Source organism: Blautia argi, assembly GCF_003287895.1.
GTDB classification, from domain to species: Bacteria; Bacillota; Clostridia; order Lachnospirales; family Lachnospiraceae; genus Blautia; species Blautia argi.
Map to the genome: position 1 here is coordinate 2,687,877 of NZ_CP030280.1, position 15,125 is coordinate 2,703,001.

Annotated in this window: 8 protein-coding genes, 1 tRNA gene and 3 pseudogenes; 2 read left to right on the forward strand and 10 right to left on the reverse strand. The window is 43.0% G+C overall.

From position 1 onward, the window contains the following. Positions 1-12 precede the first annotated feature (12 nt). Positions 13-956: pseudogene (gene arcC / locus DQQ01_RS18235) on the forward strand (carbamate kinase). 54 nt (positions 957-1,010) lie between these two features. Here the strand turns inward: arcC and DQQ01_RS13105 are convergent. The 5 genes and pseudogenes from DQQ01_RS13105 to DQQ01_RS13125 form a co-directional block, all read right to left on the reverse strand. Beyond that, positions 1,011-1,490: a threonine/serine exporter family protein gene (locus DQQ01_RS13105; RefSeq protein WP_111920385.1), complete on the reverse strand. Its 480-nt coding sequence runs from the start codon at positions 1,488-1,490 to the stop codon at positions 1,011-1,013. Next, positions 1,487-2,271 (reverse strand): annotated as a pseudogene (locus DQQ01_RS18460) (threonine/serine exporter family protein). Before DQQ01_RS18460 ends, DQQ01_RS13105 begins: the two are co-directional and overlap by 4 nt. A gap of 39 nt (positions 2,272-2,310) precedes the next feature. Next, a pseudogene (locus tag DQQ01_RS18240) lies at positions 2,311-3,184 on the reverse strand (undecaprenyl-diphosphate phosphatase). Between the two features lie 11 nt (positions 3,185-3,195). After that, positions 3,196-6,393 carry a carbamoyl-phosphate synthase large subunit gene (gene carB / locus DQQ01_RS13120; RefSeq protein WP_111920386.1) on the reverse strand — a complete coding sequence of 1,066 codons (3,198 nt, stop codon included), beginning with the start codon at positions 6,391-6,393 and terminating at the stop codon, positions 3,196-3,198. Then, complete coding sequence (locus DQQ01_RS13125) at positions 6,393-7,466, reverse strand: carbamoyl phosphate synthase small subunit (RefSeq protein WP_111920387.1); 1,074 nt, start codon at positions 7,464-7,466, stop codon at positions 6,393-6,395. The genes carB and DQQ01_RS13125 overlap by 1 nt, the downstream gene beginning before the upstream one ends. Before the next feature lie 214 nt (positions 7,467-7,680). On the opposite strand from DQQ01_RS13125, the gene DQQ01_RS13130 reads away from it, so the two are divergent. Next, positions 7,681-7,764: transfer RNA gene (locus DQQ01_RS13130), tRNA-Leu, on the forward strand. A 178-nt stretch (positions 7,765-7,942) separates the two neighbouring features. Here DQQ01_RS13130 and clpX read toward each other — a convergent pair. The 5 genes from clpX to DQQ01_RS13155 form a co-directional block, all read right to left on the reverse strand. Beyond that, on the reverse strand, positions 7,943-9,370 hold the full coding sequence (gene clpX, locus DQQ01_RS13135) for an ATP-dependent Clp protease ATP-binding subunit ClpX (RefSeq protein WP_111920388.1): 1,428 nt from the start codon (positions 9,368-9,370) through the stop codon (positions 7,943-7,945). 217 nt (positions 9,371-9,587) lie between these two features. After that, a complete protein-coding gene (locus tag DQQ01_RS13140) occupies positions 9,588-11,240 on the reverse strand; it encodes a S1C family serine protease (protein ID WP_111920389.1) in 1,653 nt (550 codons plus the stop codon). Positions 11,241-11,351: 111 nt separating this feature from the next. Further along, entirely contained in the window at positions 11,352-12,266 is a 915-nt protein-coding gene (locus tag DQQ01_RS13145; RefSeq protein WP_111920947.1) for a glycosyltransferase family 2 protein, read from the reverse strand. A 114-nt stretch (positions 12,267-12,380) separates the two neighbouring features. Beyond that, complete coding sequence (locus tag DQQ01_RS13150) at positions 12,381-13,643, reverse strand: LCP family protein (protein WP_111920390.1); 1,263 nt, start codon at positions 13,641-13,643, stop codon at positions 12,381-12,383. A gap of 21 nt (positions 13,644-13,664) precedes the next feature. Further along, positions 13,665-15,062: an undecaprenyl-phosphate glucose phosphotransferase gene (locus DQQ01_RS13155; RefSeq protein WP_111920391.1), complete on the reverse strand. Its 1,398-nt coding sequence runs from the start codon at positions 15,060-15,062 to the stop codon at positions 13,665-13,667. Positions 15,063-15,125: the final 63 nt, after the last annotated feature.

Below are 15,125 nucleotides of genomic sequence, written 5' to 3' on the forward strand. Positions count from 1 at the left end.
AGGGACCAGATTATGAACAGAAAAAAAGTAGTGGTTGCCTTAGGCCACAGAGCTCTTGGCACCACCCTTCCGGAACAGAAGGAAGCTGTAAAATCCTCTGCAAAGGTACTCGCAGACCTGGTGGAGGCCGGTGCGGAATATTGTCCATTACACCACAGCCAATGCCCCACCAGATTGGTATGATACATACAGCGATGAACGAATTCGGCCAAAGTGCACCCCGCCTATACTGCAGTGCCTATGTCCGTATGCTCTGCCATGAGTCAGGGCTATATTGGCTATGATATTCAGAACGCCCTGCGTGCAGAACTTTTAAGACGGGGAATCTACAAACCGGTCAGCACCATTCTCACTCAGGTAACCGTAGATCCTTATGACGATGCCTTCCACGAACCTGTGAAAGTTATTGGAAGAACTCTGACAAAAGAAGAGGCGGAAAACGAAGAAAAGAAAGGCAATTATGTCACCCAAAACCAGAAGACGGCTACCGACGGATTGTAGCAGCGCCCCTTCCTGACAAAATCATTGAGATTGATGCCATTAAGGCTTTGTCTGATGCAGGTCAGATTGTTATTGCAGCAGGAGGCGGCGGTATCCCTGTTTTAGAGCAGGAGGAAGAACTGACCGGCGCCAGCGCTGTTATTGAAAAAGACTTAATCAGCGGCAAGCTTGCCTGTCTTCTGGACGCTGACGAGCTTCTGATTCTTACCAGCGTAGAACACGTTTCCGTCAATTATCACTCGGATACACAGAAACCAAAGCTGGAAAAAGTTTCTGTCAGCGAATTAAAGGATTATATGAAAGCAGGGCAGTTTGAAGACAATACCATGCTCCCGAAAATCCAGGCTTCTGTTGCCTTTGTAGAAGAAAAACCGGGACGCAGAGCAGTTATCACTTCTATCGGAAAAGCAAAAGAAGGATATCTGGGAAAAACAGGTACTATTATCACCGCATAAAAAGCATAAAAAACTGGGGCTGCCCATCAGATGAACGGGAAGAATCCTCCAATTTCATCTTCGTGCGACAGCCTCAGTCTTTTTTTGTCTTTTTCCAAACAAACGGTTAATGGTTTTCTGAGGAATTTCAAATACCAGAATAATTCCCAGCACCATGGCAATGGCAATTCCCAGCGTTTCTCTTCCATAGTGCATGCTCAACTCCCGATTGTTCAGAATGCTATAATAAATGGTTCTGTAAATTCCGATTCCCGGCACCTCTGGAAAGATTCCGGCTATGAGAAATAGCGTTACCGGACATTTCTTTATAGTGCTTCCGATTCTGGAAGCCAGGGTAATAAACAGGGTTGCCGCAAAGTTTGCCTCTACAGGTCCCATATGGAAAATATTTATCATTCCCCAACAGATAAACCAGCCTGCACCGCCAATAAAACCACACAGGGGATAATGCTCTCTGGGAACAGAAAACAGGACAGAAAATGCCACGGTTCCAAACCCTGCTGCCAGAAACTGCAAAAGTCCTTCCCATATCATAAGATAATTCCTCCTGTCAGCCTGTAATACAAAATATACATCAGTCCCACGCCTAAGGAAATTCCCAGAGCTACCATTAAAGCGTCCAAAAACCGGACGCCCCCGCCAATGTAATTGCCCTCTGCAAAGTCCCGGACAGCATTTACCAGGGACACACCAGGTACCAGGGGCATCACAGAACCCACCAGAATTTTTCCCGGCGCATTGCCAAGACCCATACGGTAAAAAAGTACGGCAAATAGAGATACGCAAAAGCCGCCAATACAATTTACCACAATTTTAGACGTCTTCTTTTCTCTTCGTTCTATCAGCACCAGAACGGAGTACAAGAGTACGCCTGATAAAAAGGCGGCAAACATATCCGTAAATTCTCCCCTAAAGATAGCAAAACTTCCCAGAGCCCAACCCCTGCTGCCAGAATCCTCATAAAAGACCTCTTTCCCGGCATCTTCTTTATGGTTTCCAGACGTTCCTCCGCTTCCTCCAGCGTATACTTCCCTTCTACAATTTCTCTGGAAAGCTGATTGACCGCAGCCACCCGGTAAAGCTTTGCGCCCTGAATGGGAATGTGCTTTACACTGGCATAAATTTCTCCCTCTTCATTTTCCGCTGTGAGAAAAATCCCCGTACTCATGACAAAGGGGCTGCATTTCTCAATGCCAAAGGCTCTGGAAATCCGCTCAATGGTTTCTTCCACCCGGAAAATCTCCGCGCCTGCGTCCAGAAGAATACGACCTGCCTCCATGGACAGGTCTAATACTTTTTTATCATAACTTTTCATACAGACACCTCTGTTCCCTGTAGCGGGATTCTGCTGTATTTATTTGAAAATCGTAAAATACAGCATAACCACAACACCCAGTACAATACGATACCAGCCAAAAGCACGGAAATCATGCTTTTTGATGTAACCCATAAGGAACTTAATTGCCAGAATAGACACCAAGAATGACACCAGTGTTCCCACTCCTAAAATAATCAGTTCCTGCGCAGAGAACGCCAGACCGAATTTCACAATCTTTAAAAGGCTTGCCCCAAACATGACGGGAATTGCCAGGAAAAAGGTGTATTCCGCCGCCACGGTACGGGAAGCTCCCCAGAAGGATTCCGCCGATAATGGTAGCACCGGAGCGGGAAGTTCCCGGAATCAGCGCCAGCACCTGGAAAATACCGATATACAACGCCATTTTCCAGGAAATATCTGCAATGGAGTGTACTTTTACGGTTCTCTTCTCATTGTAGTCTTCTACTAAAAGGAAGAGCACACCATAGACCATTAACATCACTGCCACAACAAACCAGTTGTTAAATTTTTCTTCAATAAAATCATCAAAGGGCAATCCGATGATAATGGCCGGAAGACAGGATACCAGAATCTTAAACCACATGACCATTTTGTCAATCTTGGTAAAACGGCACACAAAGCCTGCTGCCTTCTCAATTTTTGTTACGTTTTCATGCTTTGGCTTCTTATTCTGGAAAGGCCATATTTTATTCCAATACAACACCACAACTGCCAGAATCGCGCCAAGCTGAATGACTACCATAAACATTTCCCAAAAGGCCTTGCTGACGTCCAGCTTTACAAATTCTTCTACCAGAATCAGGTGTCCGGTACTGCTGATAGGCAGCCATTCCGTGATACCTTCCACAATTCCCAGAAAGATAACCTTTAATAATTCAATAAAATCCATGCCATACTCCTTTAAATCTCGGCAATGTCAATGAGTTCCAGTTTCTCAATGTCTGTGTTTTCCAGACTGGTCACAAGAGCCTCTGCCGTATCCAGAGCTGTCAAAACGTTGACTCCCGTTTCAATGGCATTTCTGCGGATAATAAAACCGTCCTTTGCCTTATCTACACCCTGGGACGGTGTGTCAATAACCAAATCAATCTTATGTCCCAGAATCAAATCCATAAGATTCGGGGACGGCTGCTCAATTTTGTTGGTTCGGATTGCCTTTACGCCATTGTCATTTAACACTCTTGCTGTGCTGCGTGTGGCATAGATTTTATAACCCAGAGCCTCAAAACGTCTGGCAATAGGGATAATATCTCCCTTGTCCTCATCCCTTACTGTAATAATCATGTTTTTATGCTTTGGAAGGTGGATTCCCGCACCTAAGAAAGCCTTATAAAGCGCTTCGTTAAAGCTTTCAGAAATACCCAGACATTCTCCTGTAGACTTCATTTCCGGTCCCAGGCTGATATCTGCGCCGCGGATTTTCTCAAAGGAGAATACCGGCATCTTCACAGCATAGTGCTTTGCCTCCGGCTGTAAGCCCGGTGTATAGCCCAAATCCTTCAGCTTATGTCCCAGAATTACCTGTGCTGCCAGCGGTACAATGGGAATTCCTGTTACCTTGCTGATATAAGGTACTGTACGGCTGGATCTTGGATTTACCTCAATGACATAAACCTCTTCCCCGCACACAATGAACTGAATGTTAATCATACCCAACACATGGAGGGATTTTGCCAGTCTTCTTGTATATTCCTCAATGGTTCTTTTCGCTGTGTCGCTTATGGTGCGGGCAGGATATACGGAAATGCTGTCCCCGGAATGAATCCCTGCGCGCTCAATATGTTCCATAATACCAGGAATCAGAATATCTTCGCCATCGCACACTGCATCAACCTCGATTTCTTTTCCCTGAAGGTATTTATCTACCAGAATCGGGTGTTCCTGTGCAATACGGTTGATAATGCCGATATACTCCTCCACGTCCTTGTCGTGAATGGCAATCTGCATACCCTGTCCGCCCAATACATAGGAAGGACGCACCAATACCGGATAGCCCAGCTCATTTGCGGCTTTTTTAGCTTCCTCGGCTGTATAGACGGTATGCCCCTTTGGTCTTGGAATCTGACACTCTTCCAGAATTGCGTCAAACAGTTCTCTATCCTCTGCCGCATCTACGTTTTCTGCAGAAGTTCCCAGAATCTTCACACCCATTTTAATCAGGGCTTCGGTAAGCTTAATGGCTGTCTGACCGCCAAACTGTACCACTGCGCCGTCCGGTTTTTCAATATTTACTACATTTTCTACATCTTCCGGTGTCAACGGTTCAAAATACAGCTTATCTGCAATATCAAAGTCTGTACTTACAGTTTCCGGATTATTGTTAATAATGATGGTTTCATAGCCTTCCTTTGCAAAGGCCCAGGTGCAGTGTACAGAACAGAAGTCAAACTCAATACCCTGACCAATCCGAATCGGACCAGAACCCAGAATCAGAACCTTTTTCTTGTCTGTCTTTCCGTCTGCCTCATTCTCACCGCCGTATACAGAATAATAATATGGCGTCACTGCCGCAAACTCGGCTGCACAGGTGTCTACCATTTTGTAAACAGCCGTAATGTTCCATTTTTTACGCAACTCCTTAATTTCTTCCTCTGTCTTTTGGGTAAGCTGGGCAATAACATTATCCGGGAATTCCATGCGTTTTGCTTCTCTTAACAAATCCTCACTTAATTCCTGTTTCTTTAATCCCTGTTCCATCTCCACCAAAATAGCAATCTTATCAATAAACCAAATATCAATTTTTGTTACTGCATGGATATCTTTATAGGAAATACCTCTGCGGATTGCCTCTGCAATTCTCCAGATACGCATATCATCTACAATATGAAGCTGTTCTCTTAATTCCTCTTCTGTAAGGTCTGTAAAATCATAGGACATCAGACTGTCCACATGCTGCTCCAAGGAGCGGATTGCCTTCATCAGGGCGCCTTCAAAGTTATTACAAATGCTCATAACTTCTCCGGTTGCCTTCATCTGAGTAGTCAGTGTCCTCTTTGCACTGATAAATTTATCAAAAGGCAGTCTTGGAATTTTTACTACACAGTAGTCCAGCATGGGTTCAAAGCTGGCGTAAGTCTTGCCTGTCACTGCGTTCTTGATTTCGTCCAGCGTGTAGCCAAGGGCAATCTTTGCCGCAACCTTTGCAATGGGATATCCGGTTGCCTTAGACGCCAGGGCAGAAGAACGTGATACACGGGGATTTACTTCGATTACACAGTACTCAAAACTATCCGGATTTAAAGCATACTGTACATTACAGCCTCCGGTAATGCCAAGCTCTGTAATAATATTCAGAGCAGAAGTTCTCAGCATCTGATATTCTTTATCTCCCAGGGTCTGAGAAGGCGCCACTACAATACTATCTCCTGTATGCACACCAACCGGATCCAGGTTTTCCATATTACATACGGTAATGCAGTTTCCTGCTCCGTCACGCATCACTTCATATTCAATTTCCTTCCAGCCTGCAATACAGCGCTCTACCAGAACTTCACCCACGCGGGAAAGTCTGAGTCCGTTTTCCAGGATTTCCACCAGTTCTTCCTCATTGTTGGCAATACCACCGCCGCTGCCACCAAGGGTATAGGCAGGACGCAGTACCACCGGATAACCGATTTTATTGCTGAAGGCAATACCGTCCTCTACATTTCTTACCACTAAGGAAGCAGCAATAGGCTCGCCGATTTTCTCCATGGTATCTTTAAATTCCTGACGGTCTTCTGCCTTTTTAATGGTTTCTGAGGTAGTTCCAATCAGGCGCACATTGTGTTCCTTTAAAAAGCCCCGCTCTTCCAGTTCCATAGCCAGATTCAGTCCGGCCTGACCGCCCAGAGTGGGCAGCACACTGTCTGGTTTTTCTTTTAAAATCAACTGTTCTACGACTTCCACTGTCAGAGGCTCAATATATACCTTATCCGCAATATCCTTGTCTGTCATAATAGTTGCCGGATTGGAGTTTAAGAGTACAACCTCAATGCCTTCCTCTTTCAGAGAACGGCAGGCCTGTGTTCCTGCATAGTCAAATTCTGCTGCCTGTCCAATAACAATAGGACCTGAACCTAACATCAATACTTTTTTGATTTCCGGGTTTCTTGGCATTATTGATTCACCTCCATCATTTCTAAGAATCTGTCAAACAAATATCCGGAATCCTGGGGTCCCGGGCATGCTTCCGGGTGGAACTGCACCGTAAAGATATTCTTTCCTGTATATTTCAGTCCTTCGTTTGTCTTATCATTTACATTTTCAAAAGCCGGTACCGCAACTTCCGGATTTAAGGTTTCTGTATCTACCACATAGCCATGGTTCTGAGAGGAAATGTAAACTCTTCCGGTTTCCAGATCCTTTACCGGATGATTGCCGCCTCTGTGTCCGTATTTCATTTTCTTTGTATCTGCTCCGGTTGCCAGCGCCATAAGCTGATGTCCCAGACAGATTGCAAAAATCGGAATCTCTGATTCATACAGCTTTCTCACTTCTTTTATAATAGCAGTACATTCTTTGGGATCTCCGGGACCGTTGGACAACATAATACCGTCCGGGTCAGACGCCAGAATGGTTTCTGCAGAAGTAGCTGCCGGATATACTGTCACCTCACAGCCTCTCCTGTTTAAGGACTGTGCAATATTGTCCTTTGCACCAAAGTCCAAAAGCGCTACCCTTTTTCCGTTTCCCTCTAATACATGTGTTTCTGTGCAGGTTACCTTTTCCACTACCTTTCCGGTTGTGTATGCCTTCAGACGCGGAAGGATTTCTTCTAAATTATAGGCTGCATTTGTGGTAATCATACCATTCATGGTTCCCTTTTCTCTCAGGATCCGGGTAAGCGCTCTGGTATCCACGCCTGCGATTCCCGGTATATCATATTTTTTTAAGAAGTTCTGAATGGTATCTTCACTTCTGAAATTGCTTGGAATACGAGATAATTCCCTTACAATGTAGCCGTCCGGCCACGGTTTTAAAGACTCCTGGTCTTCATGGCAGATGCCATAATTTCCGATTAAAGGATAAGTCATGCAGACAGCCTGTCCGGCATAAGAAGGGTCTGTAAGTACCTCAAGGTATCCTGTCATAGAGGTATTAAAGACAATCTCACTAATGATTTCCTTTGTAGATCCAATGCTGGTTCCTTCAAAGACGGTACCGTCTTCCAGTATCAAAAATGCTTTCATTTTTTCACCTGTTTTCCTTTCTGATAGCATAAAGCCTTAAAATTCCCCAAATTGTAAAAAGTGTATCACAACACCTCATAATTTTCAACCTTTTCTTGTTTCAAAAGACCTTGAAAAATTTTTTTAATTTTTTTTAAATTTAGTGTTGACATTTCAAAATTATTCGTGTATTATATGTCTTGTGCTTGAGAGAGCACAGAACAACATAAGGAATGCAGGAGTGGCGGAATTGGCAGACGCGCAGGCTTCAGGTGCCTGTGGTAGCAATATCGTGTGGGTTCAAGTCCCATCTCCTGCATCTTTTGCATCTTTTTCATTTTTAACAGTAGGATATGTCCTGCTGCTTTTTTTGTTTTTCATACAGTTTTTCTTTTGCTGCGCTTACTCACAAAATATATATTTTTAAAAAGGGATTGTTTCATGAAGTACCTTTTTCTTTTCACTTCATAGAACAATCCCCCGTCTGTTCAGTTTCTTTATTTCATTTCTATCTGCGCTGGTTCCTGCCCTCTCAATAAGATTCTTGGACCGCCTGTATGGGTAATGTAATCCTTTGTAATGATTACTTCCCCAATATTATCATCTTTTGGAATCTCGTACATAATATCCAGCATATATTCTTCCAGAATTGCCCGCAACGCTCTGGCTCCTGTATGCTTTTCCATAGCCATATCTGCAATCGCCTCTAAAGCTCCGTCTTCAAACTCCAATTTGACCTCGTCAAGAGCCAAAAGTTTCTGATACTGCTTAAGAATCGCATTCTTTGGCTCTTTCAGAATCTCTACCAGCATATCTCTGTCCAGTCCGCTTAAGGTAAAGATAATGGGCATACGGCCTAAAAACTCCGGTATCATACCGAATTTTTTCAAATCATCTACTGTTACCTTTTCTAAAAGCTTATTGTCATGGTCATACTTATCCTTTAAGTCTGCCTGGAAACCAATGGAAGCTGTCTTATTCAGACGTTCCTTGATAATTTCCTCCAAATCCGGAAATGCACCGCCACAGATAAACAGGATATTTTTTGTATTTACAGTTGCCAGCGGCACCATGGCATTTTTACTGTTGGCTCCTACCGGAACCTCTACCTCACTGCCTTCCAAAAGCTTCAGCATACCCTGCTGTACAGCTTCTCCGCTGACATCTCTCTGGTTGGTATTTTTCTTTTTGGCAATCTTGTCAATCTCATCAATAAAAATGATACCGTGCTCTGCTCTCTCTACATCATTATCTGCTGCTGCCAGAAGCTTGCTGACTACGCTCTCAATATCGTCGCCAATATAGCCTGCTTCTGTAAGAGAAGTGGCGTCTGTAATAGCAAGAGGAACGTCCAGAAGTCTTGCCAGCGTCTTTACCATATAGGTTTTGCCGCTTCCGGTAGGTCCAATCATCAGCATATTGGATTTTTCAATTTCTACCTCATCTGAAATGTCTGCAAATATACGCTTATAGTGATTATAAACACCTACAGACATCACTTTTTTTGCATACTCCTGTCCGATAACATACTCATCAAGGCTTGCCTTAATCTTATGGGGGGCAGGAATACTTTTAATATCAAATACCTTAGGAGCGGTCTTTGCCTTTGGCTGCTCCTGTTTTTTCTTTACCTTCTGTCTTTGAGGAATCTGATTCTGCAGAGAGCTTAAATCAATCATGCTGATATTTGGCATATTCTTCATCAGTTCATCATAATTGATATTCGTATTGTTCATGGTATCAAAGCTTCTTTGCATACAATCTGTACAGATATGGATATCATTTGGCAGGTCAATCATTTTCCCTGCTTTGCTCTCCGGTCTTCTGCACATAAAACATATTTTTTCGTATTCATCTTTATGCTCCTTTTCACCGGGAGTATCAGACGTATTGGTTGTATCTAAAAATTCTTTATCATCCGACATATGAGTTACCGCCTTTTCCGTGTTTCCACTATAATAACATTTACTTGTGGGTATCTTATCACAAATCAAGAGCAGTCACAAGTAAACTTTTTATAAACGGTTGTTCAGATTTTCTCGCAAACGATTCACCAGTTTCTTTTACCCGCTTATACTGTCTGAACTTGACAAAATCGGGGCTGCCTCATGGGGGCTGCCCCGATTCATTCCTTATATCTTTTTAACGGTTGCCTGTCCGTCTGTTGTTTTCATTCATCTGAGCGTCTTTTTTGGCTCCCAGCTTTACTGTAATAGTCTTTTCTTTGTATTCTCCACCGTCTGCTCTTGAAATTTCAAATTCAATTTCTTCTCCGGCTTCATAATATTCCAACTGTCCTGTCAGGTTGTCATAGGTTTCCACTGCTGTTCCGTCAATCTTGCAGATAATATCCCCTGGCTTTAAGCCTGCTTCTGCTGCCGGGCCGTCCTCTACAAGGCTGTCAACAAAGACACCCACTGGCATATTATACATTTCAGATGCTTCTGCTGTTACATTTTTACAGGTAATTCCAAGATAAGCTGCTTTGTTCTCATCTTCCACCTTTTCTCTTGTCTTTCTGCTCATCAGATTATCCAGAATCGGCTCTGCCTTTGAAATCGGAATGGCAAATCCCATACCTTCTACCTCATCAGAAGCAATTTTCGCTGAATTGATACCAATAAGCTCTCCTTTCATATTTAAAAGAGCTCCGCCGCTGTTACCCGGATTAATGGCTGCATCTGTCTGAATAAAAGTGCTGTCTACACTTTCAGAGCTTACTTTTTTGTTTAATGCGCTGACATAACCGCTTGTCACAGACTGTCCATATCCCAGGGCATTTCCGATGGCTACTACCTGCTCGCCTATGGTCAGCGAATCCGAATCTCCAAGCGTTGCCACCTTAATCTGGCTCAATACATCTTCCGGAATATCGGAAATCTTTACTGCAATAACAGCAAGGTCATTATCAGAATCTGTGCCTTTAATCTGTGCCGGAACTGCAGTACCTTCGCCCAAGTCTGTGCTGTTTCCGCTGTCTTCTGTTTCTTTCTCTGCACTGGTTTTCTCTAAATCCTGAGCAGTCACTGCATTTCCCGTCTGGTCTGTAAAACATACCGTCAGACTGTTGGCTTCCTGTACTACATGGTTATTTGTTGCGATCAAAAGCTCGGCATCATTCTGTCCTACAATAATACCGGAACCGCTGTTCTGACCTTCGTACTGCTGTGTACCGAATCCAAAGTAGTTTGGAATTTCCTGTATACTGATATTTGTAATGGAAACAATGGAAGGCATTACGTTTTTTGCTACTTCTGCTACACTTGTTCCGCTCTCTGAGGTGCTGATGTTCTGTGTTGCTCCTTCGCTTCCCTGTGTGGTCCGAGTATTTTCAATTTTTGTATTCTCCTGTGGAAACATCTGATTTCCCACATAATTCACAGCCTGAAAAGCTGCTCCTGCCACAATGCCGAATACCGCTGCCGCTGCCACAACAAAACCGAATTTCTTCGCTGTTCCCATTGACTTTTTCTGTTTTGGCTTTTCCGGCTTTGGAGGAACCGGAGTAAACTGATAAGAACTGTATGCCCCCCGGTTATTCTGCTCTTCTGTATTCCGACTTTGACTCTCTTTTCCGCTCTCAGCTTCTCTTTTATAAGAGTACGCATAATAAGGATTTTCTGCAGTCGGCGCTTTTCCCGGCTCTGCAGAAAACTTTTCTGTATTGACTGTACCTTCTGTGTTAGATACTTCTCCTGCTGCTCCTTGGGCTTCTGTCTTCTCAACGCCTGTTTCTCTATTTTTTTCCGAGTCATTTCCCAATGTATTTATATCATTTCTGTATTCTTCACTCATAACGCTAACTCCCTTTCGTATCTTTCTTTTCCTTTTACGAAATTTAGTTTATCAATGAATTGTGTTCAAATTGTGATAAAAAAGAAAAGAAAACGTGAAAATCTGTAGATTTTATTCTTTTTCCCAATAAGCCTGATTCATCGTCAGATGCCTGATCCAGGAATGGGGCAAACGCTTATATTTTCTCCCCATTTTGTAACCCAGATACTTAAATCCACTGCTTATAATCAAATCCGGTATCAGCCAGGGCTTCCCCTGTTTCATCAAAAAGGCTGCCGTGCTCTTCACCAGACGAATACCTTCGCTTTCTGAAGAAACGGCTGCAAAAATCTCCGGGTGTTCTGCCTGAGAAACTGCCAGGTCAAAATTTCTGCGAAACTGCTGCACATACCCGTAATTATGAGAATGTACCACCTTCGCCTCCGCTGCATAAACCACTGCATATCCTGCCTGCATCATCTTAGCTGCCATAATCATATCTTCATTAAAAATGGTTCTGGAAATGAAGCCTCCCATTTCCTCATAAATGCTTCTTCGGTAAGCTGCACACACATTGGAGCAGAAATACGCCTTAATCCCCAGAACAGGAATATCTTCTTTTGTTTTTATTCTGCTTTTATCCGGGTAATTAAAGCTTCTGGTATACTGTTCTGCAAGTCTGCAGTCCTCTGCCGGAAGCTGTCTTGCATAAGCTGCTCCTACTTTGGAATTTTCAAATGGCCTTAAAAGATTTTCCAGTACCTTTTCGTCTGCCGGTACTGCGTCCTGGGTAAAATACAGCAAAATATCACTGTCTGTCTTTTTTGCACCCTCCCCCCTTGTTTTTCCATGGTCAAATTCTGCACAGGAAAGATGATGCACCTCCCAGTTTTCCAATCCATCCATGAAACTGTCTTTCCAAAACCGCTCTTCTGTATTCATAATCACAACCCGATCCGCTTTGCGCGTCTGACTTGTCAGCATTTCTATTAAGCTTCGGAATTTTTTATCCGGCTTATAGGTTGGAATAATTACGGTTACTGTCATTTCTAAATCTCCCTTCCACAGACAAGTTATCAAAAAACAAAAAACTGCCGGAATTGCTGTACGAAGCCGCATTTTCTGCCCTTCGTACAGCAGCCCCAACAGCCCTGCTTTTTACTACTCTCCGTCTACCTCATAACTGCCGTCATCACTGTATCCATCATAATCTTCTTCTGTATAGATATCAGACTCCTCACCTGAGGTATCATCGGAAACCTCTTCGGTTCGCTCTTTTACAAATCGCTGCCATTCTTCCTTCACCGAAGTATTTCCAAATCCTGTTTTATCTGCTACAAAGTCACTTCTGATTTTCACTGTGTCAGAAGGTTCATAAGCTTCTGACGCAAACAGGAACTCGTGCAAATACCGCACATTCACTTCCAGGGTTGTAGGAATCAGACAATCTAACCCTGTTACCGGCTTTGTCACCTCAGGTCCCATCACATAGCTTGCCGGAAAACCTATGGTTTCTCCAAATTTATAGGATAAAATACTGCTTCCCAATTTTATCAGCTCAGATTTTGAGAAGCTGGTCTGAACCATGGGGAACACTTCGTCTAGAACATTCAGCAATGTGGTTAAACTGGATTTTTTTGCTTTTTCTGCCAAAAGTCCCAGTACCCGGCGCTGTCTTTCTGTACGTCCCATATCCATAGAAGCAGTCTGTCTGATACGGCAATAAGAAGTCACCTGTACACCGTTTAAATGGTAAGTTCCATATATTTCCGCTTCATTTTCCGGTTTTGGATCCGGTATAGGAATGGGATCATAACTCGTTCCTGTTTCCTCTGAAGTGCCTTTACAATAATTATTTGTATGAATAATTTCCTGATAAGTAAGAGGAATATCCAGTCCTCCCAGACAATCTACGATTTTTGACATCGCGCTGAAATCTACGGCTACATAATCCTGAATATCCAGGTCAAGGTTGGTATTCATCATGGAAATAGCCTTTTCCGGTCCGCCGATATTAAAAGCTGCATTACACTTTTTATAAATACCATTTCCCTCAGAATCCTCATCAACTCTCATATAAGTATCTCTGTATAAGGAAACAATGCGAACTTCCTTGGTATCATTGTTAATACTGGCAATCATTTCCGTATCGCTGTTTCCATATCCACCATCGGTTGCTCTCTTATCAATGCCAAACAGGGCAATATTGGTGTATCCACTCAACACTTCATTCCCGGATATATTTTCATTCATCTGTACCTGAAGCTCCTGCTTTTCATCGTCCTTCATATCCAGTTTGTCCATCTTTTTATTAATCTGTGCATAGACGAACAAAGCGCCAACCAAAAGCAGCAGTACAACGATTTCCACGCCAAACAGAATCTTGCGTCCTATGTGTCTTTTCTTTTTCTTCATCTTAGACATTTTTGTTCCCCTTTATCCTTACTAATAAGCATTCTTGTTAATAAAGCCTTTGAATACAGTCAAAAACAGTATCTTTATGTCCAGTCCCAGTGTCCAGTTTTCTATATAATATAAGTCATACTCAATTCGCTTTCGAATAGAAGTATTTCCGCGGTATCCGTTGACCTGTGCCCATCCGGTCAGCCCAGGACGCACCTGATGTTTAATCATATATCTTGGAATCTCTTCCTTAAATTTTTCCACAAAAAACGGGCGTTCCGGCCTTGGTCCCACCAGACTCATCTCTCCCTTCAGTACATTAAAAAGCTGAGGAAGCTCATCAATACTGGTCTTCCGCATGAATTTTCCAAAGTTTGTCACACGGGGATCGTCTTTTACTGTCCATTTGGTTTTTTCCTTATCCGGAGCCTGCACCTCCATGGAACGGAATTTATACATCATAAAGGTATGATTATGCAGACCTACTCTTTCCTGCTTAAAAATCAAAGGTCCCGGTGAGGTAAGTTTAATCATAATAACAGAAAACAGCATAACCGGCGAAAACAGAATAATGGCACAAATCGCTCCCACAATATCCATAAGCCGCTTGATTGCCGCATAAAAGGTATTAGTAAGCGGAACGTGCCGGATATTTATGACCGGAAGCCCCAGAATATCCTCGGTATAGGGCTTTGTGGGAATGATACGATTATAATCCGGAATAAACTTGGTATGCACACCTGACTTTTCACACAATCCCACAATTTCCTCCAGCCTGTCGTATTCACTCAGACCCAGAGTAATGGCAATTTCATCTAACCGATTCTCAGGAAGAATAACCATAAGATTGTCAATTCTCCCTAAAACCTTTATTCCTCTGTATTCTGTTCCTGCTTCTATATGGTCGTCCAGAATGCCTCTGATCTTGTAGCCCCACTGGGGATTATCGAGAATCCGGTCAATATATTCCTCTGCTGCCCGGCTGTATCCAACCAGCACAATATGCTTGAGGTTATATCCCTTTCTCCGCATACTGCGAAGAAAATATCGAATCAGATTCCGTGCTGCCGTTTCCAGACTAATATTAATTACATAAAAGATGAAGAGCATTTCGCGGGAAAAGTGCATCATCTTTATGAGATACAGAACCCCCAGAAATAAGGCAATTCCCACCGTATTGGCCTTTACAATGTTCCACAGTTCCAGACGCCTGCCCTGCACCCGCTTTGGCGTATACAGATTAAACAAATAGTACAGCCCTAAATACACCACTGCCGTAATGGGCAGAGCCAGCATATAAGTACCGGTGGAAAGTGCTCCATCATCATTGCTGATAATCTGAAATTTAATGACCCATGCTGCCACATAGGAAACTATAATTACAAAAGCATCTATCAATACCTGTAAACGGTTAAAATGCTTTTGGTTTTCTTTAATCAAGGTTTTATCACCCTCTATAGCTAAGATTAGTTAATAAGTTCTTAATAATATATCATATTTTTT